The organism is Streptomyces sp. NBC_00328, assembly GCF_036139655.1.
GTDB lineage: Bacteria > Actinomycetota > Actinomycetes > Streptomycetales > Streptomycetaceae > Streptomyces.
This window is the reverse complement of the sequence record NZ_CP108013.1, coordinates 6,071,431-6,095,581: the sequence shown is the minus strand read 5'-3', so window position 1 is coordinate 6,095,581 and position 24,151 is coordinate 6,071,431. Positions and strand designations below refer to the sequence as shown.

The 24,151-nt window shown below is 70.9% G+C and carries 17 protein-coding genes; all 17 read right to left on the bottom strand.

The annotated features are described in order from the left end of the window. Nucleotides 1-19: 19 nt before the first annotated feature. A complete protein-coding gene (locus tag OG485_RS26795) occupies nt 20-433 on the bottom strand; it encodes a cytidine deaminase (protein ID WP_328671078.1) in 414 nt (137 codons plus the stop codon). Next, on the bottom strand, nt 430-1,695 hold the full coding sequence (locus OG485_RS26790; RefSeq protein WP_328671077.1) for an ABC transporter permease: 1,266 nt from the start codon (nt 1,693-1,695) through the stop codon (nt 430-432). Before OG485_RS26790 ends, OG485_RS26795 begins: the two co-directional genes overlap by 4 nt. Continuing rightward, entirely contained in the window at nt 1,692-2,816 is a 1,125-nt protein-coding gene (locus OG485_RS26785) for an ABC transporter permease (RefSeq protein ID WP_328671076.1), read from the bottom strand. The genes OG485_RS26790 and OG485_RS26785 overlap by 4 nt, the downstream gene beginning before the upstream one ends. Further along, nucleotides 2,816-4,507: an ABC transporter ATP-binding protein gene (locus OG485_RS26780; RefSeq protein ID WP_328674670.1), complete on the bottom strand. Its 1,692-nt coding sequence runs from the start codon at nt 4,505-4,507 to the stop codon at nt 2,816-2,818. The genes OG485_RS26785 and OG485_RS26780 overlap by 1 nt, the downstream gene beginning before the upstream one ends. Nucleotides 4,508-4,750: 243 nt before the next feature. Beyond that, on the bottom strand, nt 4,751-5,803 hold the full coding sequence (locus OG485_RS26775; protein ID WP_328671075.1) for a BMP family lipoprotein: 1,053 nt from the start codon (nt 5,801-5,803) through the stop codon (nt 4,751-4,753). A 332-nt stretch (nt 5,804-6,135) separates the two neighbouring features. Next, entirely contained in the window at nt 6,136-7,191 is a 1,056-nt protein-coding gene (locus OG485_RS26770; protein WP_328671074.1) for a BMP family lipoprotein, read from the bottom strand. Between the two features lie 339 nt (nt 7,192-7,530). Continuing rightward, a complete protein-coding gene (locus OG485_RS26765; RefSeq protein WP_328674669.1) occupies nt 7,531-8,754 on the bottom strand; it encodes an amidohydrolase in 1,224 nt (407 codons plus the stop codon). A 435-nt stretch (nt 8,755-9,189) separates the two neighbouring features. Then, nucleotides 9,190-9,972, bottom strand: coding sequence for a phosphate ABC transporter ATP-binding protein PstB (gene pstB / locus OG485_RS26760; RefSeq protein WP_328674667.1), 783 nt, complete (start codon nt 9,970-9,972; stop codon nt 9,190-9,192). A gap of 374 nt (nt 9,973-10,346) precedes the next feature. Then, complete coding sequence (locus OG485_RS26755) at nt 10,347-11,255, bottom strand: sortase (protein WP_328671073.1); 909 nt, start codon at nt 11,253-11,255, stop codon at nt 10,347-10,349. Nucleotides 11,256-11,376: 121 nt separating this feature from the next. Next, nucleotides 11,377-13,371 carry an Ig-like domain repeat protein gene (locus OG485_RS26750; RefSeq protein WP_328671072.1) on the bottom strand — a complete coding sequence of 665 codons (1,995 nt, stop codon included), beginning with the start codon at nt 13,369-13,371 and terminating at the stop codon, nt 11,377-11,379. A 137-nt stretch (nt 13,372-13,508) separates the two neighbouring features. Next, a complete protein-coding gene (locus OG485_RS26745; protein WP_328671071.1) occupies nt 13,509-16,268 on the bottom strand; it encodes a hypothetical protein in 2,760 nt (919 codons plus the stop codon). Then, entirely contained in the window at nt 16,265-18,034 is a 1,770-nt protein-coding gene (locus OG485_RS26740; RefSeq protein ID WP_328671070.1) for a phosphate ABC transporter substrate-binding protein PstS, read from the bottom strand. The genes OG485_RS26745 and OG485_RS26740 overlap by 4 nt, the downstream gene beginning before the upstream one ends. Then, entirely contained in the window at nt 18,034-19,329 is a 1,296-nt protein-coding gene (pstA, locus tag OG485_RS26735) for a phosphate ABC transporter permease PstA (protein WP_328671069.1), read from the bottom strand. The genes OG485_RS26740 and pstA overlap by 1 nt, the downstream gene beginning before the upstream one ends. 1 nt (nt 19,330) lies before the next feature. Next, nucleotides 19,331-20,485: a phosphate ABC transporter permease subunit PstC gene (pstC, locus tag OG485_RS26730; protein WP_328671068.1), complete on the bottom strand. Its 1,155-nt coding sequence runs from the start codon at nt 20,483-20,485 to the stop codon at nt 19,331-19,333. A gap of 259 nt (nt 20,486-20,744) precedes the next feature. After that, nucleotides 20,745-21,824, bottom strand: coding sequence for a hypothetical protein (locus tag OG485_RS26725; RefSeq protein WP_328671067.1), 1,080 nt, complete (start codon nt 21,822-21,824; stop codon nt 20,745-20,747). Nucleotides 21,825-21,862: 38 nt separating this feature from the next. Then, nucleotides 21,863-22,798 carry an N-acetylneuraminate synthase family protein gene (locus tag OG485_RS26720; RefSeq protein ID WP_328671066.1) on the bottom strand — a complete coding sequence of 312 codons (936 nt, stop codon included), beginning with the start codon at nt 22,796-22,798 and terminating at the stop codon, nt 21,863-21,865. Nucleotides 22,799-22,811: 13 nt separating this feature from the next. Continuing rightward, a complete protein-coding gene (locus OG485_RS26715; protein ID WP_328671065.1) occupies nt 22,812-24,119 on the bottom strand; it encodes an N-acylneuraminate cytidylyltransferase in 1,308 nt (435 codons plus the stop codon). Nucleotides 24,120-24,151 lie beyond the last annotated feature (32 nt).

Sequence of the window (24,151 nt, the reverse complement as noted above, 5' to 3'; positions counted from 1 at the left end):
TCGGAGGGGCCGCGGGGCATTACTTGGTGAGATGGCCCGGCCCGAAGGCCTGCGGCAGCATCTCGGACAGGGGCACGAGCCCGAGGGGTGTCTCCAGGATCAGTTCCTCGCCGCCGAACTCGAACAGAAGCTGCCGGCAGCGTCCGCACGGGACGAGGATCTCGCCCTGCCCGTCGACACACGTGAAGTGCGTCAGCCGGCCGCCGCCGGTGGTGTGCAGCTCCGATACGAGGCCGCACTCGGCGCACAGGGAGAGGCCGTAGGAGGCGTTCTCGACGTTGCAGCCGGAGATGATCCGGCCGTCGTCGACGCGGGCGGCGGCGCCGACCGGGTACTCCGAGTAGGGGGCGTACGCGCGGGACATCGCCGTACGGGCCACCTCCCGCAGCTCCTCCCAGTCGACGTCCGCGGACTCCACGCCGGCGGCCGTCACTTCCCCTGTCCCTTCCGGTACGGCAGGCCGTCCGCCTTCGGCATGCGCAGGCGCTGCGCCGACAGGGAGAGGACGAGAAGGGTGATGACGTACGGAGTGGCGGAGACGATCTGGCTGGGCACCTCGTTGGTCGTGGCGTACCAGAGGAACACGAGGCCGCCGATGACCAGGGTGATGACGGCGGACACGTACTTCTTCTTGACCGCGAGCCAGATCGCGCCGATCACGAGCAGGATGGCGCCGAGCAGCAGCAGGGCGTGGACGTTCTCGGAGCCGCCGCGCAGGTTGAGGCTGTCGGTGTAGCCGAACAGGACCGCGCCCAGGGCGAGCCCGCCGGGCATCCAGTTGCCGAAGATCATCGCCGCGAGACCGATGTAACCGCGGCCGGCGGTCTGGCCCTCCAGGTAGAAGGGGTTGGCGACGATGGAGAGGAAGACTCCGCCGAGGCCGGCCAGGCCGCCGGAGATGATCACGGCGATGTACTTGTACTTGTAGACGTTCACGCCGAGCGACTCGGAGGCGACCGGGTTCTCGCCGCAGGAGCGCAGGCGCAGACCGAACGAGGTGCGCCACAGGATCCACCAGGTGGCGGGGATCAGCGCGATGGCGATCAGGGTCAGCCAGGAGACGTCGGTGACCAGACCGCCGAGCAGACCCGCGAGGTCCGAGACGAAGAACCAGCCCTTGGAGTTCAGGGTGGCGAGCCAGTCGGAGAGCCCCGGCACGGTGAACTGGCCGAGCGACTCGACCGGCGGGGACTGCTTGGCGGAGCCGCCCGGGACGCCCACGAAGGCGAGCGGGGAGAGGTAGCGGGTGATGCCGAGCGCCAGGATGTTGATGGCCACACCGGAGACGATGTGGTTGACGTTGAAGGTGACCGTGATGATCGCGTGCAGCAGACCGCCGGCGGCGCCGCCGATGACACCGACCAGGATGCCGGTCCACGGGCCCCACTGGTAACCGGCCCAGGCGCCGAACCAGGTGCCGAGGATCATCATGCCTTCGAGGCCGATGTTGACGACGCCGGAGCGCTCGGCCCACAGACCGCCGAGACCGGCCAGGCCGATCGGGACGGCCAGTTCGAGCGCGGTCGACATCTGGCTGACGTTGGTGATGCCGTCCGCGCCGGTGATGATGCGGACGATCGAGGTCAGCGCCAGGGCGCCCGCGATCACCAGCAGGAGGACGGGGAGCGACATCCGGCGGCCCTTGGGAGCCCCGGGCTGAAGCGTGGGCTGGTTGACGTCGGTTGCGGTGGTCATCGGCCCGCCACCTCCTTCTCGGTGTTGTCGGTTCCGCCGAGGACGTTGCCCGCGGCGAGTTCGGCGCCGACGCGGCGCTGCTGGCGGCGCAGACCCCACTCGCGCACGGCCTCGTAGGAGACGACGACCGAGATCACGATCAGGCCCTGCATGATGACCGCGATCTCCTTGTCGTACCCGTGGAAGTCGAGCTCGGGCGAGGCCTTCTCGAGCCAGGCCCACAGCAGCGACGCGAAGGCGATGCCGACGGGGCTGTTGCGGCCGAGCAGCGCGATACCGATACCGAGGAAGCCGATGCCGGTCGGGAAGTTCAGGCTGTACGTGTGGGTGTCGCCGAGGAGGATCGGCAGACCCGCGAGACCGGCGATGCCGCCGGAGAGCAGCATCGCGGTGAGCACCATGCGCTTGGGGTCGACACCACTGGCCGCGGCGGCGGACTCGGAGGCGCCGGAGGCGCGCAGGTCGAAGCCGAAGCGGGTGCGGTTGAGGACGATCCAGTAGCCGATGCCGAGGACCACGGCCAGGATTACCAGACCGTAGATCTCGCCCGCGTCGCCCATGCTGAAGCCGGGGATCCAGCCGGACTTGTGCATCTCGCCGGTGGTGTTGTTGTTGCCGAGCTTGACGCCGAAGACGTCGGGCAGCCACAGGTAGGCGATGACGGAGGTCGCGATCGCGTTCAGCATGATCGTCGCGACGACCTCGCTGACCCCGCGGGTGACCTTGAGGACACCGGCGATGCCGGCCCAGAACGCGCCGGTGCAGATGGCGGTCACCATCAGCAGCGGGACCTGGAGCACGGCCGGCAGCGCGACGTGCGCGCCGACGATCGCGGCCATCATGGCGGCGAGCTGGTACTGGCCGTCGACACCGATGTTGAACAGGTTCATCCGGAAGCCGATGGCCACCGCCAGCGCCGCGATGTAGTACAGCGAGGCCTGGTTGATGATCAGGACCTGGATGTCGGAGTACGTCGCCTGCTGGAACATGATCGTGTACGGCTCGATCGGGTTCTTGCCCGAGGCGAGCAGCACGATCGAGGTCAGCGCCACGGCGACGACGAGCGCGATGACCGGTCCGGCCACCCCGAGGAGCACGCGCTCCTTGTCGAACTTCTTCATCAGCGGGCCTCGTCTTCCGGGGCGTCCGCCGGGTTCTCGGCGGGCTCTTCGAGCTCGGCCGCTTCGGCGAGCTCCTCGTTCTCCAGGTGTCCGGAAGCGGCACCGGTCATGGCCGAGCCGAGTTCCTCCGGGGTGATGGTGGCCGGGTCCGCGTCCGCGACCAGCTTGCCGTTGTAGATCACCCGGAGCGTGTCGGACAGGCCGATGAGCTCGTCCAGGTCCGCGGAGATCAACAGGACGGCGAGTCCTTCACGGCGCGCCGCGCGGATCTGGTCCCAGATCTGCGCCTGCGCGCCGACGTCCACACCACGGGTGGGGTGGGCGGCGATCAGGAACTTCGGCTTGTGGCTCATCTCGCGGCCGACGATCAGCTTCTGCTGGTTGCCGCCGGACAGGGAGGCCGCGGTGACGTCGATGCCGGGGGTGCGCACGTCGTATTCCTCGACGATGCGGCGGGTGTCCTGCTGGGCGCCCTTGATGTCGATCCAGATGCCCTTGGCGTTGGGCGTCTCGGTGACATGGCCGAGGATGCGGTTCTCCCAGAGGGGGGCTTCCAGGAGGAGGCCGTGGCGGTGGCGGTCCTCGGGGATGTAGCCGATGCCGTTCTCGCGGCGCTTGCGCGTGGACAGCCCGGTGATGTCCTCGCCCGCGAAGCGGATGACACCGGAGTCGGCGGCCTTCAGGCCGATCAGCGCGTCGATGAGCTCGGTCTGGCCGTTGCCCTCGACACCCGCGATGCCCATCACCTCACCGGCGTGGATGGTGAAGGAGACGTGGTTGAGCACGAGCCGTACTTCGCCGCGTTCCACCTGGTCCATGAGCAGGGCCGCCGAGCCCTTGCCCATCGACACCGTGCCCTTGGCGAAGACCGTCAGGTCCTCGACCTCGATCACGGCCTGGTCGGTGACCGTCGACTCGGACGTCTCGGGCGTCGGCAGTTCGCTGCCGACCATCAGCTCGGCGAGCTGGCGCGGGGTCGTCTCGGAGGGCACGGCGGTGCCGACCGTCGTGCCGCGCCGGATGACCGTGATGTCGTCGGCGACGGAGAGGACCTCGCCCAGCTTGTGCGAGATGAAGATGACCGACAGGCCCTCGGCCTTGAGTTCGCGCAGGTTGTCGAAGAGCGCGTCGACCTCCTGCGGCACGAGGACGGCGGTGGGCTCGTCCAGGATCAGGATGCGGGCGCCGCGGTAGAGGACCTTGAGGATCTCCACGCGCTGGCGGTCGGCGACACCGAGCTCCTCGACGAGGACGTCGGGGCGGGCTCCGAGGCCGTAGCGCTCGGAGAGCTCCACGATCTTGCGGCGGGCCTTGGCGCCGATCCCGTACAGCTTCTCGCTGCCGAGGACGACGTTCTCCAGGACGGTGAGGTTGTCGGCCAGCATGAAGTGCTGGTGGACCATGCCGATGCCGCGGGCGATGGCCTCGCCCGGCGACGAGAAGGTGACCTGTTCGCCGTCGACGGCGATGGTGCCCTCGTCCGGCTTCTGCATGCCGTAGAGAATCTTCATCAGCGTCGACTTGCCGGCGCCGTTCTCGCCGACGAGGGCGTGCACGGTGCCCTTGCGGACGCTGAGGTGGATGTCGTGGTTGGCCACGACGCCAGGGAATCGCTTCGTGATCCCGGCGAGTTCGACAGCGGTCGCCTGACCGTTGACCGCGCCGGCCGGAGGGCTGCTGGACGCGTTGATGGCGCACTCTCCTGAGGGAAAGGGGGTCGTCTACGCGCGTAGCGCCCCTACGGCAACGAAAGGGGCCACGTTTCGCGAGAACGGGATACGGGGAGCAACACTCCTCGTATCCCGTTGAGCGGACGTAACCCCGCGGTTACCAAGCGGCTCCGGGGCAGAACAGACGCCTCTCCGTGCCGGCCGGCACGAAGACTTGCCCGAACTTCCCCGGGACCGCATTGGCTGCTCCTGAGGTACTGCTCGTCAGCTGGTCTTGACCTTGATCGCACCGCTGATGATCTTCTCCTGGGCGGCCTTGACGGCGTCCTGGATCGCGGTGTTGCTCTTGTAGGCCGGGTTGGAGTCGGCCAGGCCGACCTCACCGGACTTCAGATCGCCCCGAACGATACCGCTCTCGGGCTTGCCATCCTCGACAGACTTCGCCAGGGAGTAGACCGCCTTGGCGACATCCTTGGTCGCGGAGGTCAGGATCGCGTCCTTGTACTGGGACAGCGCTGCCTGCATGTACTGGTCGGAGTCGACACCGATGGCCAGGACCTTCTTGGCGGAGGCGGCCTCGATGACACCCTGACCGGACAGACCGGCCGCGGCGTAGACGACGTCGGCCTTCTTCTCGATCTGGCCCTCGGCAGCGGCCTTGCCCTTGTCCGGGCTGGAGAAACCACCCTCCTGGGCGGTCTGCGTCAGGTACTGCGAGAGGACCTTGACGCCGGGCTTGGTGTCCTTGACACCCTGCTCGAAGCCCGCCTCGAACTTGTGGATCAGCGGAACGTCCACGCCGCCCACGAAGCCGACGGTGTTGGTCTTGGTGGCCTTGGCCGCGGTGACGCCGGCGAGGTAGGAGGCCTCCTGCTCGGAGAAGACCAGGTCCGCGACGTTCGCCGCCTCGACGGAGGAGTCGTCGACGATGCCGAAGGTGGTCTTCGGGAACTTCGCCGCGGCGGCCTTGACGGCCGGGCCGTAGGCGTAGCCGATGCCGATGACCGGGTTGTAGCCCTGCTTGGCCAGGGAGACCAGACGCTGGGTCTTGTCCGCGTCCGTCTCACCGTCGGTGGGCTCGACGTCGGCGGTGTCGTACTTGAACTCGCCCTTCGCCTTCTTCAGACCCTCGAACGCGGCGTCGTTGAAGGACTGGTCGCCCTTGCCGCCGACGTCGTACGCGATGGCGAGGCCCTTGTTGCCGCCCTTGGAGTCCGAGGAGTCCGAGGAGGTCGAGGTGCCGCCGCAGGCGGACAGAGCGAGGGCGAGAGAGGCGGTCGCAGTGCCTGCGAGCGCGATGCGGGTAACCCGGCGCATTACATGTGCTCCTGTCGTTCAGCGCCTGACGGTTCAGCTTCGGCGCTGGCTTCGCCGCAGATTAACGCGCGTAGACCAACTAGAAAACCCCTTCTGTCCACCTTGTTATCCGGCTGTGCTCGACGCCACGTGCGCTCGGGCCCGGGACACGCCGATCACGAAGGAAAAGTGGCGGATGGTGACCTCGCGAGCGGCCTGGGAACGGACAGCGGAACGGGCGGGCACCTGGGGTGCCCGCCCGTTCCGCTGTCCTTCGATCGTGTCGGCCCGCTTGAGGTGGGAGAGGCGGTCCGGAGGCGGGCAGGGCCCGCCGCGGTCAGCCGCTCACACGGCTACGAGGTCTTGACCTTGATGCTGCCGTCGATGATGGCCGCCTTGGCCTTCTCCACGGCCGCGGTGAGACCGGCGATCTCCGCCATCTTCGGGTTGCTGTCGGCGAGGCCGACACCGTTGACCTTGAGGTCGAAGGTCTGCGTGCCCGTCAGCGGCTTGCCGTCGTGGACCGACTTGGACAGTGTGTAGACCGAGCCGCCGACGTCCTTGAGCGCGGAGGTCAGGATCTTGTCCTTGTACTTGGCCAGCGCTTCCTGCTTGTACTGGTCGGAGTCGACGCCGATCGCCCACACGCCCGCCGCGGAGGCGGCCTCGATGACACCCTGGCCGGAGAGGCCGGCCGCGGCGTAGAGGACGTCTGCCTTCTTCTCGATCTGGCCCTCGGCGGCGGCCTTGCCCTTGTCGGGGCTGGAGAAGCCACCCTCGGCGGCGGTCTGCGTCAGGTACTGCGAGAGGACCTTCACGCCGGGCTTGGTGTCCTTGACGCCCTGCGTGTAGCCGGCCTCGAACTTGTGGATCAGCGGAACGTCCACACCGCCGATGAAGCCGACGGTGTTGGTCTTGGTGGCCTTGGCGGCGGCGACACCGGCGAGGTACGAGGACTCCTGCTCGGCGAAGACCAGGGAGGCCACGTTCTTGCCCTCGACGACCGAGTCCACGATGCCGAAGGTGGTCTTCGGGAACTTCACGGCCGCCTTCTCCAGCGCGGGGCCGTAGGCGAAGCCGATGCCGATGACCGGGTTGTAGCCCTGCTTGGCGAGCGACTCCAGACGCTGCTGCTTGTCGGCGTCCGTCTCGTTGTCGGTGGGCTCGACGTCGGCCGTCTTGTAGCCGAACTCCTTCTGCGCCTTCTCCAGGCCCGCGAACGCGGCGTCGTTGAAGGACTGGTCGCCCTTGCCGCCGACGTCGTACGCGATGGCGAGGCCCTTGTCCCCGCCGCTCTCGCTGCTGTTGCTGCTGTTGCTGTCGCTGCTGGTCCCGCCGCAGGCGGTGGCGGCGAGTGCGAGCGACGCGACCCCCACCGCGATTCGGGTCAGGTTGGCTGTCCGACGCATCTGAAGTTCCCCATTCTCCAAAGCCCCGCAGTGGGTGCTGAGTTCGGCGCACATTAACGCGCGTAGACCGTCCAGGGAACGGGGTTCCGCCTGGCCGTTATCCATTCGTGCCGGTGGCCGGTTACGTCCTTGTGAACCACGCGGCCGAAAGCCGTGTTCGGGGACGCAGTGCCCACCACGGCCGTCGCAGGGCGATTCCGCAGGACGGACCCCCTGTGACGGAGCGGATGGTCCCCGCATCACGGAGTGACTGTTGTCGAAGAACTGCGGACCACGCTACTGCCGGGGGGCGGGGGACGCGACCGGAGTCACCCAGCCGTGTCCCGCCGCCCTTACGCCCTAAATGGGGGGCTGGTCCAGGAGGGCCGCGGCGGTGAACATCTCGACGCCGACCGTGATCGCGTGCTCGTCGGCGTCGAAGTCGCCCCGGTGCAGATCGCGGGTGGTCCGGTCGCCGGGACGTCGCACGCCGAGCCGGGCCATCGCACCGGGCACGTGCTCCAGGTACCAGGAGAAGTCCTCACCGCCGAGGCTCTGCTCGGTGTCCTCGATGGAGTGCGCGCCGCGCCGGGCGGTCATGGCCTCGCGGAGGAGTTCGGTGACGGCCGGGTCGTTGACGACCGGCGGGACGCCCCGGATGTAGTTGATCTCGGACTTGGCGCGGTAGAGGTTCGCGATCTCGTCGATGGCCGCGTGGACGAGGTCGGGGGCGGCCCGCCAGGCGTCGAGGTCCAGGCAGCGGATCGTGCCGGACAGTTCGGCGTGCTGGGGGATCACGTTGCAGGCGTGCCCCGACTCGATGCGTCCCCAGGTCACCGCGAGCCCGCTGCGGGCGTCCACGCGCCGGGCGACGAGCGCCGGCACGTCGGTCACGACCCGCGCGGCGGCGGTGACGAGGTCGGTGGTGAGGTGGGGGCGCGCGGTATGGCCGCCCGCGCCGTCGAGTGCGACTTCGAGCCGGTCGCACGCCGAGGTGATGGCGCCGTGGCGCAGTCCGATGCGCCCCGCGTCGACCTTCGGGTCGCAGTGCACGCCGACGATCCGCCCGACGCCTTCGAGCACGCCCGACTCGATCGCGTCCGGGGCACCGCCGGGCAGTACCTCCTCCGCGGGCTGGAAGATCAGCCGGACACGCCGGGACAGCAGGCCCTGGGCGTGCAGGTCGGCGAGGACGAGACCGGCGCCGAGCACGACCGTCGTGTGGATGTCGTGGCCGCAGGCGTGGGCGCGGTCGGGCACGGTCGAGCGGTACGCGCAGTCACTCTTCGTGTCCGGGATGGGCAGCGCGTCGATGTCGGCGCGCAGCGCCAGCATGGGGCGTACGTCGTCCGCGTCCCCGATGTCACAGATGAGTCCCGTGCCGATGGAGAGAACCCGCGGCTCCAGGCCCGCCTGCTCCAGGCGCGCCTTGATCGCCGCGGTGGTGCGGAACTCCTGGTTGCCGAGCTCCGGGTGCATGTGCAAGTCGCGACGGAACGCGACTAGTTCGGCGCGCAGTGCCTCGGGCAGCGCGCCCGGGAGCAGCGGCTCCCCGGGGAGATCGGCCTCGGACTCTCGGGACATCAGTTGGTTCACCCTTTGAAGGGTAGGACGATCGGGCGGCCAACTAACCCACGATCAACAAAAGTTCAGCCCGTTAGGGGAAGAAAATCTGGCCGCGCGGTGCATGGTCGGCTGCGAGGATGGGTAGACTCGCCCGGCTCTTCGGGCGTTTGGATCTTGAACGGGTGCGGGTGACCGGCTGTGATCCGACTCGGCGGGCGGCGTCCGCCGATGTGCACCGGAGAAGGCCCGGGGTTTCCGGACTCGATCCCCTTCATGGTCTCCACGGTCTCACACCGAGGCGCCCGGATCCCGGCGAGGTGTCACCGTCTCCAGCCATTTTCGAGTCACGTTCCGTCATGAGGGGCCCGGCGTGTCGGCGCCGGTGCCGGGCGGACGCCACGGTCCCGGGCCGGGCGGGACCGTTCGCGCCCCCGGCACGGGCGGGTGGGCGGCTCAGCCGAAGCGGCCTGCCACGTAGTCCGCGGTGCGCTGGTCCTTCGGGGTGCCGAAGATGTCGGTGGTGGGGCCGTGCTCGACGATGCCGCCCGGGGTGCCCTGTTCGGCGAGGAAGAACGCGCACTGGTGCGAGACGCGGGCCGCCTGCTGCATGTTGTGGGTGACGATCACGACGGTCACCTCGCCGGCGAGTTCGTGGATGGTCCCCTCGACGCGCCGGGTGGACGTCGGGTCGAGCGCCGAGCACGGCTCGTCCATCAGCAGCACCCGGGGCCGTACGGCGAGCGCGCGGGCGATGCACAGGCGCTGCTGCTGGCCGCCGGAGAGCGCGCCGCCGGGCTGCCGCAGCCGGTCCCGGACCTCTTTCCACAGGCCGGCCCGGGCCAGGCTCTCCTCGACCAGCTCGTCCTTCTCCCGGCGGCCCGCGCGGGTGCCGGTCAGACGCAGGCCCGCGACCACGTTGTCGTAGATCGACATGGCCGGGAACGGGTTCGGCTTCTGGAAGACCATGCCGATCCGGCGTCGGGCCTCGGTCAGCCGGCGCTCGGGGGCGTAGATGTCCTCGCCCTCGAAGAGCACCTCGCCGGCCATCGCGGCGGAGGGGATCAGCTCGTGCATCCGGTTGAGGGTGCGCAGGAAGGTCGACTTGCCGCAGCCGGAGGGGCCGATCAGGGCGGTGACCTGTCCGGCGGGCATCGTGAGGGACACGCGCTCCAGCACCAGGTGGCTGCCGAACCAGGCCGACACCTCGCGCGCGTCGAGCTGGGCGGGGGCGGCCACGGGCCGGGCCGGGAACGTCCTGTCCGACGGGACGGGCGGCAGCGCGACGGTGTCGGCCACGGCGGTCCCCGGGGCGATCACGGCGGTCGCGCCGGCCGGCGCACGGCCGGTCCCGGCGATGGCGGCCGGCACACTGCCGGTCGGGGCGGTCTCGGTCGCGGCGTTGTCACGCGCGGCGGTCGCATCGGTCACGTCGGGCACCTCATGGCGGGATCGGGTCGGGCTCGGCTGGGTCACGGGATCAGGGCGGGCTCTGCTGCGTAACGGGGCCGAGTCAGGCTCCGCACGGCGTCGGGCCGGGCACGGGTCGGGCTCTGCTACGTCACGGGTCGGATCGGGCCGGCTGGGCCACGGGGGTGGGGCCGGTCGGCGGGTCACATCAGGTTCGGCAGCAGTTCGGTGACGCGGGTCGCGACCTGGAGGCCGAGAACGGCGACGACCGGCGCGAACACGATCCAGGTCTGGTGGCGGCCCCAGCGGTGCCAGGCCCACACCGCGGCGACCGCCACGGCGATCAGCGCCTGGAGCCACATCACCAGCGGCCACGGCACTCCGCCGGGCCTGGCCAGCGGCTGCTCGGACTCGGGCAGCGTGCCGGAGCGGATGACCGCGGCGGGGGTCTGCGCGGGTGCGGAGACCAGCTCGGCGTCGACGCGCAGCACTCCGCCGGGCATGAAGTCCGGCCCGGTGGCCGTGAGGAGGACCATGCGGCCCTTGCCCGCGTCGAGCGGGGCGGGCGCCGGGTCACCGGCGCGCCGGACGCCGAAGACCTGGTACTTCGCCTTGCCCTGGCCGGTGGTCACGCTGAACGTGTCGCCGGCGGCGAGTTCGTCGAGGTGCTCGAAGGGACCGCCGTACGCGGCGGCGCGGCCCATCAGCACACTGGTGCCGGCCTGCCCCGGCATCGGGGTGTCCCTGCGGTGGCCGGGGCCCTCGGTCATGACGCCGGAGTCGGTGCCCTCCAGGACCACCTGACGCACGTGCAGGGCGGGGATGTCGACGATCGCGACCGGGGTGCCGGGGGCGAGCAGGTCGCCCTGCTGGTCGGTCTGGGCCACCGGGGCGGTGCCCAGGGCCAGTTGGGCGCGCAGGGAGTCGTACGCGGTGTGCTGCGCCGCTCGTTCCTGGAGACCGCTGACGAACAGGAGCTGCGCGGTGAGGCCGAGCAGCAGAGCCGCGAGGGTGAGCAGGCCGCCGCGGGCGAGATGCCGGACGGCGGTGACGCTCCGGACGACCGGCCGCGGCGCGGGTGTTGCGAGCGTGGTCTGTACGGCGACCGTCACGGCTGCACGTCTCCTTCACTCAACTCGGGGAACGGGTGGGGCGGGAAGGGGTCCCGCCGGGGAGCGCCGCGCTGGGCGCCCCCCGGCGGGGTACTGCCAGTGGTGCTCAACAAGCCATGGATCAGGTGGACTTGATCTTGAAGTTGGCGCCGTTCTTCGAGTTCACGGTGGTGGAACCCACGTACCAGGCGTGCAGGGTGTGCGTGCCGCGGGACAGCTTCGGCAGCTTGATGGTCACCTTGCCGCCGCTCAGGGTGCCGGTGGCGATGACGTGCGAGCCCTCGTAGATGCGGACCGTGCCGGTCGGCGTGGTGCCGGTCGCGGTGACCTTGACGGTGACCTTGGCCTGCGAGAGGTGGCTGATCGAGGCCGGCGCCGTGGTGGTGACGGCCGGGGCCGCCTTCGAGACGGTCAGCGAGACGGTCCCGTTGGACGTCAGCAGCTTGCTGTTGCCCGCGTACGACACCGTGAGGCTGTGCTTGGCGACCTTGAGGTGGCTGGAGAGGCTGACGGAGACCTTGCCGGTGCTGTCCAGGGTGCCCGTGCCGAGGGTGGTGGTGCCCTCCTTCACGGTGACCGTGCCGGTCGGGACGACGCCGTGCGTGTCGGTGACCGTGACGGCGACCTTCGGGGTCTTGCCGTACGCGGTCGTCGCGGTCGTCGCCTTCAGGGCGGTCGTGTACTTGATGTCGCCGGTCCAGGTGGCGACGGCACCGAGGCCGTTGAGGTTGGCGGCGGAGACCTCGGCCGTGTAGTGGCCGAGGGCCAGACCGCTGAAGGTGTACGACGTGGTGGTGGCCGGGACGTCCTTGACGGCCACCACGGCGCCGTCCGAACCGGTCAGGGTGACGCGGTAGTCGGTGACCGGGAGGCCGGTGGCGGACGGGGCGGTCCAGTTGAGCTTGACGCTCGCGTCGCCGCGGGTGCCGCTCAGGGACGGCGCGGCCGGGGTGGAGGCGTCGACGCCGGACTCCTCCAGGCCGCCCAGCTTGGCGTGCTTGGCCGGGTTGACCGAGCCGTTGTAGGACTCGTTCACGAAGCCGAACTTGGCGATGACGCCCTCGGCGGCGTCGGAGGCGAGGGCCGCCTCGTGGGTGCCGCTGGTGACGAAGACGTCGTAGAGGTCCTTGTCGAAGAAGATGCCGGTCGGGTCGATCGCCCGGGTCGGGACGACGTTGTAGACGTCGCGGCCGAAGGTGGCGTTCTCGTAGTAGGCGCCGACCGGGGCGAGCTTGCCGTTCACGGTGGTGACCGGGGTGGTGGCGCCGTCGTCGCCGGGGAGCTGCACGGCGGCCAGGTGGGCGCCGGCGGCGGCCGCGGTGGTGCTGAAGTCCGGGGAGATGCCGTTGTTCTGGGCGATCCAGCTGCCCACCGAGAACGGGACGAGCGTGCCGTCCGCGTCGAGGGCGCCGTTGGCCTGGTTCTCCTGGACGGTCGCGACGTTCGGGGAGAGCGTGGCGTCGGTGAGGCCGATGGCGCCGAGGAAGAACTTGCGGGTGCCGGAGCCGCTCTGCGGGATCTTCGGGTGCACGGTCTGGCCGTTCACCACGGTCAGCGTGCCCGAGTAGATGTCGTGGAGCTGGTCGACGGTCAGCGTGTTCAGGGCCGAGCCGTGGACCGCGACGCCGACCGCGTCACGCGCGAACGGGATGTAGGTGAAGGCGGTGCCGGAGGTGCTCGGGCCGCTGGAGGAGCGGGCGAAGTCGACCTGGCCCTTGATGGAGACGCCCGAGCTGTCGGGGAACTTGTCGCCGGTCAGCGACATGCTGAGGGCGAGGCGGCCCTTGCCGGAGCCGTTGGGGCGCTGGAAGGTCGGGCCGCCCGTGCGGGTCTGGATGTTCGAGGTGGTGGAGCCGGTGCCGGGCTCGATCGCGTCGTAGGAGGCGACGCCCGCACCGCTCACCGCCTTCACGGCGGTGTCGGCGTAGGCCTTGCCGTTGACCGTGTCACCGGCGAGGGCGTTGAGCACATCCTGGGTGGTGTCCGAGCCCACGCCGACCAGCTTGCGGAAGGTGCCTGCGGGGGTGGGGTCGGCGGACGCCGGGCTCGCCAGAGCCAGCGTGCCGGACACCACGGCGGCGGCGACCATGGCCGCCGAAAGGCGCGTCGTGCGCATTGAGAGTCTCCAGAGGGTGTGCGAGATGACGTCGGGAGGATCTGGCAGGGTGGTACGGGCCGTCCGCCCCGACTGCCTTTCGGGGCGGGCGGCCGTCTGTGGGGAGCGCGGGCCCGGCGGGCCCGCGCTCCGCGAGCTCAGCTCCGGCCGGAGGGCAGCCGCTTGCGCAGCCACTCGGGCAGGGTGAACGCGGGGACGGTCACTCCACGGCCGCCGGGCAGCGGGACGCGCAGCGGAAGCCGCAGCCTGCCGCCGCCGGCGAACGGCGCGCCGATGCCGGCGGCGGCGCCGAGCGCGGCACCGACCGGGACGGCGTACCGCAGGGAGTTGGCCGGGTCGTCGGGCGTGGTGCCCAGCGCGGTGGTCTGTACGGCCTTGCCGCCGTCGTAGGACGCCGCGGCGCTCGGCTTCGTGCTCGCGCCGGCGCTCGGCGTGGCGCCGCTGCCGCCGCCGGCCGCGGCGCTGCCGCCGTCGCCGCCCGTGGAGCCGCCGGTGCCGGTGCCGCCCGCTCCGCCGTCGGAGCCGTCGGAGCCGGCGGATTCGCTGCCGCCCGTGGTGCCGCCGTTCGAACCGCCGGAGGAGTCCGAGCCGCCCGAGGGCGTCGAGCTGGGGGCGGTGTAGTGGACGAGGGCGTCGGCGGCCTCGGTCGCCTTGCTGCGCAGGGCGGCCGGGAGCGGGGCGTAGCCGGCCGGGAGCAGGCCCGGGTCGGCCCCGCTGGTCTGTCCGTCACCCGCGGCGTACCGCAGCAGGGCCGCGTAGTCCTTGCGGGCGGCCGTGTCGATCCCGGCGGGGCGGACGGCCGCGTAGACGAGCTGGGCGAGCGGGTAGGCGCCCTCCGCGGCGGCCGTGGCCGGGGTGATCTCGGGGGCTCCGGTGCCGGTGGCGCCGTCGGACGCCGCGGTCAGGGACGCCGCGGCGGGACCCACGAACTTGCCGGCGGTGTTGCGCAGCCGGGCGGTCTGGAGGCCGTAGCGCGCGGCGGAGGCCGCGTCGGTGACCGTGATCACGAACCGGGAGCCGACGGTCTGGGGTCCCGGGCTCTTGAACGCGGGCGGGTTGGCGAGCGCGTCCCAGCTGGACTTCCAGAGGGTGTCGGCGCGCCGGGTGTGCAGGGCGCCGGAGTGCATGTCCTCCACGTAGGGGTGGAAGTCGGTCATGCACTGCTTGATCGTGGCGTCGGTGCCCGGCGGGATCGTGCACCAGGGGTCGCTCTTGGGGTAGTCGTCGGAGCTCGCGGGGTCGAAGGCGATGCCGGTCGGGTTACGGGACGCGGTGGTGCTGTAGTACGGGTTGACCTGGGTGCCCCAGTCGTCGGCGTCACCGGCCAGGAAGCCGCGGGCGTCCTTGTCGGCGAGGATCCACTGCCACAGCGCGCGGGCGGAGTCGCTGTGCCCGAGCGAGGTGATCAGGTCGGTGTCGGTGGACGGCGTCTCGGAGACCGACAGGTCGGCGAACTCGGGGTTGAGGGAGATGAATTCGGGGTCGCTTGCCAGGCCGGCCGGGTTGGTCCTCGCCCAGCCGTAGCCGGTGGCCGTGTTGTCGCCGAGCACCGCTCCCCAGGGCGAGTTGCGGTACGACTCGGTGAGCAGCTTGGCGACCAGGCGCGGGGTGAGGTCGACGGACTCGACCTTGGTGCCCGCGAGTCTGCGGACGGAGTCCGGGGCGCCCGCCTTGGGTCTGCGTTCGACGGTGAAGCCGATGACCGTTCCGGAGAGCGCGACGGGCGCGTACACGGTCGGGTCCGAGGGCGCTGTGGTCCCCGCGTCGGCTCCGAGGGCGCGGGTGGTGAAGGCGAGTCCGGAGGAGCCGTCGCTGGTGAGGCGGGCGCGGGTGTCCGGCTCGCCCAGCTCGGTGTAGCCGTACACCGTGCCGGTGGGGCACAGGGCCGCCTGCCAGCTGGTCATCGCGTCGGCGGCGAGTTCGCTGCCGGTGGTGGCGCGTTCCTTCGCGCCGAGCGCGCAGTTGGTGCCGACCGAGTTGAACCCGAGCGGGATCGCGACGCGGTTCTGCCAGTTGGTGGAGGAGACCGGGGAGCCGGCGTTGACCTGGCTGTGGTCGGCGTACGGCTCGCCGTCCAGGTCGAGGTGGCCCTGCGGGACGATGACCAGCCAGCAGGAGCGGGGCTTGGTGCCGCCGTTGGCGGTGACCGGCAGACCGCAGCCCAGGTGCGGGGCCTCGTTGGCGGTCTGTACCTCGAAGTACTCCTTGCCGGTGCCGTCGGCGCCGGTGCGGGCGAAGTCGACCTCGTTGGTGGTGTTGCGGTTGAAGAAGGCGTTGTTCTGGGTGCCGGAGGTGATCACCGTGCCGTCGACGGACTTGAAGGGCACCTCGCCCGGGGCATTGGGGTTGGCCGCCCCGTACCGGTTGTCCTGGCCGTAGTTGGCGGGATCGGCGCTGTAGAAGACCTTGCGGGTGTCGTCGTAGTCGTTGCCCGGCCAGCTGCCCCGGTCGGTGGTCGGGGAGGCACCGTACTGGCACTGGGTGCGCGCGGGGCCCGGGTTGGACGGCACCGTGCCGTCGTCGTCGCCCCAGCACTGCATGATCTGCACGAAGTCGGTGTTGAACGACGTGCCCGCGAAGGTGGTCGGGGTGCCGCCGGACCAGGAGACCGTGATCGCCTGACTGGTCAGGTGGGTGGTCTGGCCGACGGTGAACCTCAGGTCCTCGAACTCGCCGCGGCCGGAGACCGTGACGGCCGAGGAGGTGGCGTCCGCGGTGCCCGCGGCGGACGCGGGGGCGGCCGTCTGGGCCACGCCGAGGCCGGCGAGGGCGCCCACGGCGGCTCCGGCGACGACGCGCAGGAGCAGCCGTCGTACGCGGAGCAGTGCTCTCCCGCGGGTCCGCCGGCTCGTGGCCGCGGGTCTTGGGGTGCGGGGTCCTGTGCTGCGGGAGTTCATCGCCTCTGCCCCTCTCCGGCGTCCTTGCCCGCGCCGCGCCCCGCGATCGCCCGGGACACCACGGAGGGCAGCAGGACGAGCCCGAGGACCAGGAAGGCCGCGATCAGCATCAGCGTCTGGGTGCCGGTCCAGCCCTGGCTGCCGGCCACGGAGACCGGCTGGGCGAGCGCGATGGTGTCGTTCAGCGCGCCGGTGCCGCCGTCGCCTCCGCCGCTGCCGCCCGAGGAACCCGACCCCGAGCCGCCGCTCGTACCGGGCGAGAGCGTCTGTCCGGTGTCCGGGTCGACGACCGGTTCGGCGCTGCCGCCGGTCCCGCCTCCCGCGGCTGTGCCGCCACCGCCCGAACTCCCGCCGGTGGTACCGCCGTTCGCGCTGCCGCCGGTGGAACCGCCCGAGGCGGAGCCGCCGCTCGTGCCGCCCGTGGAGCCCGAACCGCCGGTGCTGCCGCCCGCCTTGGCGCCGCCGCTGCCGGTCGCGCAGGCCGGGGCGCCCTTCTTGTCACAGGCGGCCGGGTAGGGAGCGGTGTCGGCGAGCTTGTTGTGCCCGTCGTTGGAGAAGGTCGGGTTGTTGCAGCCCTTGAGGTTGATGCTCTGGGCCTGCACGCCCGGGATGCGGCGGATCTGGTCGAAGCCCGCCTTCACCAGGTTGATCGGCAGGGGCGAGTAGCCGAGCGAGGGGGCCTGCTGCTGGCCCTGGCACATGAAGTAGTACGAGAACGCGCCGAGCGTCTTGCCCTTGGCCTTGGTGAAGGTGCCCTGCACCTTCAGGGGCAGGATCATGTACGAGTAGCTGGACAGCGGGTAGTTGCGCCGGTCGGAGTCGTTGTAGACACCGTCGAGCTTCTGGGTGAGGTAGTCCGCGGAGCTCCTGTCGGTGTTGATCTTCGCCTTGAGCAGCGAGACCGCGACGTTCTGCGGGGTCGGCTCGGTGTAGTAGCCCGCGTGGTTGAGGACCTTGGCGACCGGATAGTGCGCGTTCAGGGCGTACGAGTAGTTGACGTACCCGATCGCGCCCTCGCCGTAGTTCTGGGCGACGTAGCCCGCGACACCGAGGTCGCCGGACTGGGCGATCATGCCGGGGACGGTCGGGTAGTACGAGGTCTGCCCGCAGGCTCCGGAGCGGCCGACCCTGCGGCAGTAGGACTGCCACAGCGACTTGTGCTGGTTGGCCATCCACATCGTGAACTGGGCGGTGGAGCCCGAGCCGTCGGAGCGTACGACGGGGACGATGGTGCGGTGCGGGAGCTGGAGCCCCGGGTTGTCGGCCTTGATGACCGGGTCGTCCCAGGTCTTGATGACGCCGGTGAAGATCTTGGTGACCACGTCGCCGGACAGCCGCAGGTTGGTGACCCGCTTGCCGTTGACGGTCAGGTGGTACATGAAGACGGTGCCGCCGGCCACGATCGGCATGTAGGCGTACGACCCGGACGCGGGCCGTTCCGCGGCCGAGCCGTCGGTCGGGTGGGTCTGGAACGGGATGTCCGAGACCGCGAAGTCGACGGTGCCGCTGAGGAACTGACGGCGGCCGTCGGAGGAACCGGTGCCGGCGTAGCTGATCCGCATGCCGTACTGGTTGACGGCGCGGCGCCATTCGTCGACGGCGTTCTCGGCCCAGGTGGAGCCGGCGCCGGATATCGGCGTGTAGCTGTCGGCGGCGGCCGGGGCCGCCAGCGGACCGGCCAGCAGCGCGGCGATCACGCCGAGCAGCGCGCCGAGCGTCCCGAGTGCCCGAAGGCGCCCGAGGGCGGAGTGGAGGTGGCTGCGCATCAGTCGGTCTCTCCGGTGGCGGGGGCGGACAGGGCGGTTCCCGTGGAGGGCGATCCCCCGGGGCTCTCGAACAGGGACAGGCCGGGCCCGTGCAGGTCCTCGAAGCGCCGTACGTCCTGCCGTGAGGCGCGGGCGGTACGGCGGGCCTGGCGCTTGGTCTGGTGACCGGGGCCGCGCCCGCCGATCACCCGGGCGATGACGAACAGCACCAGGACGAGGGCCATCAGGACGGCGGCGGCGCCGAAACCGCGGGCGATCATCGTGGGCTCGGGCGACTTGACGAAGTTGAAGACCGCGAGCGGCAGCGAGACCATCGGCCCGCTGGTCGGGTCCGCGTTGAGCGCGGCCGTGAAGCCGGCGGTGAGCAGGACGGGCGAGGTCTCGCCGATTCCGCGGGCGGTGCCGAGGATGACGGCGGTGGCCAGGCCGGAGCGGGCGGTGGGCAGCACGACGTGCCACACCGTGCGCCAGCGCGGCGCGCCGAGCGCCTCCGCGGCCTCGGTGAGGTTGCCGGGCACCAGCCGCAGCACCACGTCGGAGGCCCGGATGACGATCGGCAGCATCATCACGCTGATCGCGAAGCCGGCCGCGAGGCCGGACTTCTGCATACCGAGGCCGAGGATCCAGGTGGCGTACACCATCAGACCGGCGACGATCGAGGGCAGCGCGGTCATCGCCTCGACGATCGTCCGGACGAACCGGGAGAACCGGCCCGGGATCTGGTTCAGGTACACGGCGCAGGCGAGGCCCAGCGGCACGGTGATCGCGAGGGCGATGGCGATCATGGTGAGGGTGCCGAGCATCGCGTGGGCGATGCCGCCGTGGGTGAGCGGGTCGAGCGGGCCCGAGGCCTGCATGTCCTCGGTGAAGAAGTTGCCGTGCGGCAGGGCGTCCTTGCCGCGCCAGCCGGTGAAGCCGACGACCATGAACAGGCCGGAGAACAGCAGCGAGGCAGCCGTCCACAGCACGACCGTCATGACCCGGTCGCGTACGGCCTGGCCGTCCTCCTCGAGGCCGGTCAGCACCGCGTAGACCGCCAGGAAGACGAGGTAGGCGGTGACGGCGAAGCCCAGCGCGCCGGAGAACGGGGCGAGTTGGCCGAACAACAGGACGGTGGCGCAGAGTCCGGAGGCGGCGGCACCGCACAGGGCCAGCACCCCGGAGCGGCTGACGCCGCCGATGCGGCGCGGCCGGAGGGGCTCCGGCGCGTGCCGCGCCTGCTCCACCGCGATGTCCGCGGGCGCCGGCGCGGCGCCGTGGACGCCGGACAGGGACGTTTCTTCGATGACGGTCATCTCATGCCTCGCTCTGCGCGCCGGAGCGGCTGCGGGCCACCACGGAGGAGGCGGTGAAGTTGACCGCCAGGGTGAGCAGGAACAGCGCCAGGCCGGCCGCCATCAGCGCCGACATACCGAAGGTGGAGGCGTCGCCGTAGTGCAGGGCGATCAGCGAGGAGACCGAGTTCGAGCCGGTCTGCAGGACGTGGAGCTGGATGGTGAAGACCGGCGAGATGATCATGTACACCGCGATCGTCTCGCCGAGAGCCCGGCCGAGCCCCAGCATCGTGCCGCCGATGATGCCGCCCTTGCCGTACGGCAGGACGACCGCGCGGATCATTCCCCAGCGGGTGGCGCCGAGCGCGTAGGCGCCCTCGCGTTCGCCCGCCGGGGCCTGCGAGAAGACCTCGCGCATCACCGAGCACTGGATCGGCGCGACCATCAGGGCGACGACGATCCCGGCGATGAAGGTGGAAGCCGTGTAGACGCTTTCCGACGCGAGCGGTTCGCCCGGCTGGGCACCGTCCACCTGGAACAGGGGGATCCAGCCGAACCAGGTGGAGAGCCAGCGCGACAGGCCGATCACGTGCTGCTGGAAGAAGAACAGCCCCCACAGCCCGTACACCACCGAGGGGACGGCCGCCATCAGGTCGACCATCGACACCAGGGTGCGGCGCAGCCTGGGCGGGGCCACGTCGGTGATGAACAGGGCGGTTCCGACGGCGAGCGGCACGGAGATCGACACCGCGACCAGGGCGATCAGGATGGTGCCGGTCATGACGGCCGCGATGCCGAAGTTGTGGACGTCCGGCTGCCACGCGGCGGTGGTGAGGAAGGCGAAGCCCCGGGCGCGCAGCGCCTGGCCGGCCCTCAGGAGGAGGAAGAGTCCGACCCCCGCCATGACGGCCAGGACGGCGATTCCGGTGGCGGTGAGCTGGTACCGGAAGACGCGGTCACCGAGGCCGCGGGCCGCGTCGAGCCGCCGGGGAGTGAGCTCCTTGAGCTCCGTCCGGCCGGGGACGGCAGGGCCGGTCTTCCGTCCCCCGGACTCCGAAGCGCCGGACTCCGGTATGCCGGATACCGGCTCTCCCGGTTCCGGTGTCCCGGATCCCGGTCTGTCGGATCCCGGTCTGTCGGACTCCGGTCTGTCGGACTCCTCTTGCGCGGACGCCACGTGTTGTCCCCCATTCCGGAAACGGAATCCCCGCGCGGCCCACGATCGGTACCGCGCGCTGCGATTCAATGGCCGGATCGTGTCCCCCCAACGCGTGCGTTGTGGAGAACTGGTGAACAGCACACGGCCGTTCGGTGCGTTCGTCGTGGAGGATGGGCGGAGGACAACTCGACGATGCGCGTAGATCGCGGACGGACCGACAGAAGAGCCCGGCGCGGTGCGCCGGGCTCTGAACGCCTGAATGTACTTGTGGCTTGAACTAGATGGTGGATACCGCCGAGAGACGGTGGACGTCCCGGGCGGTCCCGGTGACCCCGGACAGGAAACCCTGGGCGCGCGGAGAGGCGTTCTCCGTCAGCCAGCTCGGGTCGATGTCGCAGACCGCGACGCGCACCTCGGTGCCGGCCAGGGCCAGCGGCAGCGTGTGCACGACCGTGGACGGGAAGCTCAGGATCGTGCGGCCTATGGGGCCGCGCCGGGCGATCAGTTCGAGCGGCAGGTCGGGACGGACGATCTCCAGACCCGTCTCGACGGCCAGCCGGTGCAGCTTGTCGGAGCTCTCCCGGCGGTGCGCGAAGTAGCGGGTCGCGCCGTGCGCCTTGGCGAGCGCGCGGACGGCGTCCAGATAGCGGTCCGGGTCGACCACGCCGGTCTCGACCAGCGAGGTGCCGACCATGTCCGCGCTCTTGGTGATGCGCGGCGGGCCGAACCGGGCCCGGGTCCAGGAGAAGTCGTTGGCGGTGATGGTGACACCGTCCGGCGCCGATTCGATCGGCATCGAGGAGAAGACCTCGACCGTACGGCGCTCGCTGGGCGTCAGCCGGCGGCGGGCCGAGGCGGACACGGGAGCGAAGAGCACGTCCCGCGGGCCGGGGCGGCCACCGCGCCGGTGCCAGCGCACCAGGCGTTCACCGCGGGCGAGCTGGGCGACGAACTCCATCGTCGCCGTGCCGTCGTCGACCACGACCAGGTCGCGCGCCCTGGTGATGGTCAGCAGGAGCTGCACATAGCGGGAGAACGGGTCCCCCATGACGATGCGCCGGGCCCGGCGCAGCATCGGTGCCAGTCCCCCGATGGTGTGGAAGGGGGCCGTGGTGCCGCCGCGCGCCTCCTCCCAGCGGACCGCGTGGCCCTCGTCGCGGGCCAGTTCCGCCATCCGGCGGAGCTGACCGCGGGTCATCGGGTCGTTGGGAGACAGGACGACGAGGGTGAGCCCCGCGCCGGGCGCCGCACCGTTGTGGGCGTGTGCGTGCGCCCACTCCAGCACGTTCAGGAGCTGTACCGGACTCTCGACGAAGGCGAGAGTGGTGGAGCCGGCGGAACCGGCGCGAGGGCTCATCGACGTACGACCGTCCCGTCGTAAGGAATTCAGGGTGTTCAGACCGAGACGGGCTCGCCCGCGGCCGCGGCGATCTCGGCCTCGGCGACGACGCCCGTGACGCGGCGCAGCTTCTTCATCGGGCCGAGCTCGGAGTCGTAGACCTTCTTGACACCGTCACCGAGGGAGGCCTCGATGGTGCGGATGTCGCGGACGAGGCGGGTCAGACCCTGCGGCTCGACGGAGGCGGCCTGGTCGGAGCCCCACATCGCGCGGTCGAGGGTGATGTGACGCTCGACGAAGGCGGCACCGAGGGCGACCGCGGCGAGCGTGGTCTGCAGGCCCGTCTCGTGGCCGGAGTAGCCGATCGGAACGTTCGGGTACTCGGCCTGCAGGGTGTTGATGACGCGGAGGTTGAGCTCCTCGGCCTGCGCCGGGTAGGTCGACGTGGCGTGGCACATCAGGATGTTGTCCGAGCCGAGGACCTCGACCGCGTGGCGGATCTGCTTCGGCGTCGACATGCCGGTGGAGAGGATGACCGTGCGGCCCGTGGCGCGCAGCGAGCGGAGCAGCTCGTCGTCGGTCAGCGAGGCGGAGGCGACCTTGTGGGCCGGGACGTCGAACTTCTCCAGGAAGGCGACGGCCTCGGTGTCCCACGGGGAGGCGAACCAGTCGATGTTCTTGCTCTTGGCGTACTCGTCGATCTGGCGGTACTCGTCCTCACCGAACTCCACGCGGTGGCGGTAGTCGATGTAGGTCATGCGGCCCCAGGGGGTGTCGCGCTCGATGTCCCACTGGTCGCGCGGGGTGCAGATCTCCGGGGTGCGCTTCTGGAACTTGACGGCGTCACAGCCGGCCTCGGCGGCGGCGTCGATGAGCTTGAAGGCGTTCTCGAGCTCACCGTTGTGGTTGATGCCGATCTCGCCGACGACGTAGACGGGGTGGCCGGGGCCGGCGGTCTTCGAACCGAAGTTGCGCAGACGGGAGTTGCTCATGGTGAAACGTTCCTTACTTGTCGAGGGAGTCGAGAGAAGGGCCGAGGATCCAGCTGGCGATCTCTCGGATCGCGCCGTCGCCACCGGGGACGGTGGTGACCGCGCGTGCGGCGCCGCGCACGACGTCGTGGGCGCTCGCGACCGCCACCGGCCAGCCCACGAGGGCGAAGCAGGGGAGGTCGTTGACGTCGTTGCCGACGTAGAGCACGCGCTCAGGCGCGATGCCCTGCTCCTCGCACCACTGCTTCAGTGCGAGGTCTTTCCGGTCGATGCCGTGCAGGACCGGAATCTTGAGCTTCCGGGCCCGGGCCGCGACGACCGGGTTCTGTTCCGTGGACAGGATCAGCATCGTCAGCCCGCTCTTGCGGAGGGCCGCGATACCGAGTCCGTCCCCGCGGTGCACGGAGACGAACTCCCGTCCGTCGGAGTCGATCAGCACCCTGTCGTCGGTCTGGGTGCCGTCGAAGTCGAGGACGACCGCGTCGATGTCGGCTGCGGTCGGGAGGGTGCCGGGCCGGTTCGCGTCGAAGAGCGGCGCGAGGGCCCGGGCGCGGGCGAGGTCGTGCGGGTCGTCGATCTCCAGCACGCGGGCCGGGTCGGTGCGCACGAGTTCGGTGCGGCCGAAGAACCGGTGCTTCGCGACGCGGAAGCCGGCGGCCTCCATGGCGTAGACGGCACCGGTCTCCAGGAGGTCCTGGGGGCGGTCCTGGCGGCGCGGGCGGAAGGACTTGTCGTGGTTGACGCCGTAGCCGCCGCTGACGGCGGTTTCCGCGACCAGGACGCCGGTGCCGCCGTCGACGGTCGCGCGCTCGGTCCCGGCGGCCACCGAGGCCGTGGGCTCGTCGTCGCCGTCGCGCCACACGAAGCCGTGGAAGGGGGCCACGGTCAGCGCCGTGTCCGCGCCGTTCGCGACGATCGCGTTCACGACCCCGTCCACGTCCTCGCGGATGATGAACGGGCTGGTGCACTGGACGAGCAGGACCACGTCGACCGGGGAGCCGTGCAGCGCCTCGTGGGTGTCCATGGCGTGCAGGACGGCGGCCTCGGAGGTGGCGGTGTCCCCGGCGATGGCGGCGGGGCGCAGCACGACCTCGGCGCCGGCCTGGCGGGCGGCCGCCGCGATGGCCTGGTCGTCGGTGGAGACGACGACGTCCGTCACGAGGCGGGCGGCGCGGCACTCGCGCACCGCGCGGGCCACCAGCGGCACACCGCCTACGGGCAGGAGGTTCTTGGCGGGCACGCCCTTGGAGCCGCCGCGCGCGGGGATCACCGCGAGCACGCGGCGCACCGGCGCGGCCTGGCCCGCTTCTGAGTTGGTCATGCGCTGTGCTCCTTGACGAGGGAGGCGAGAAG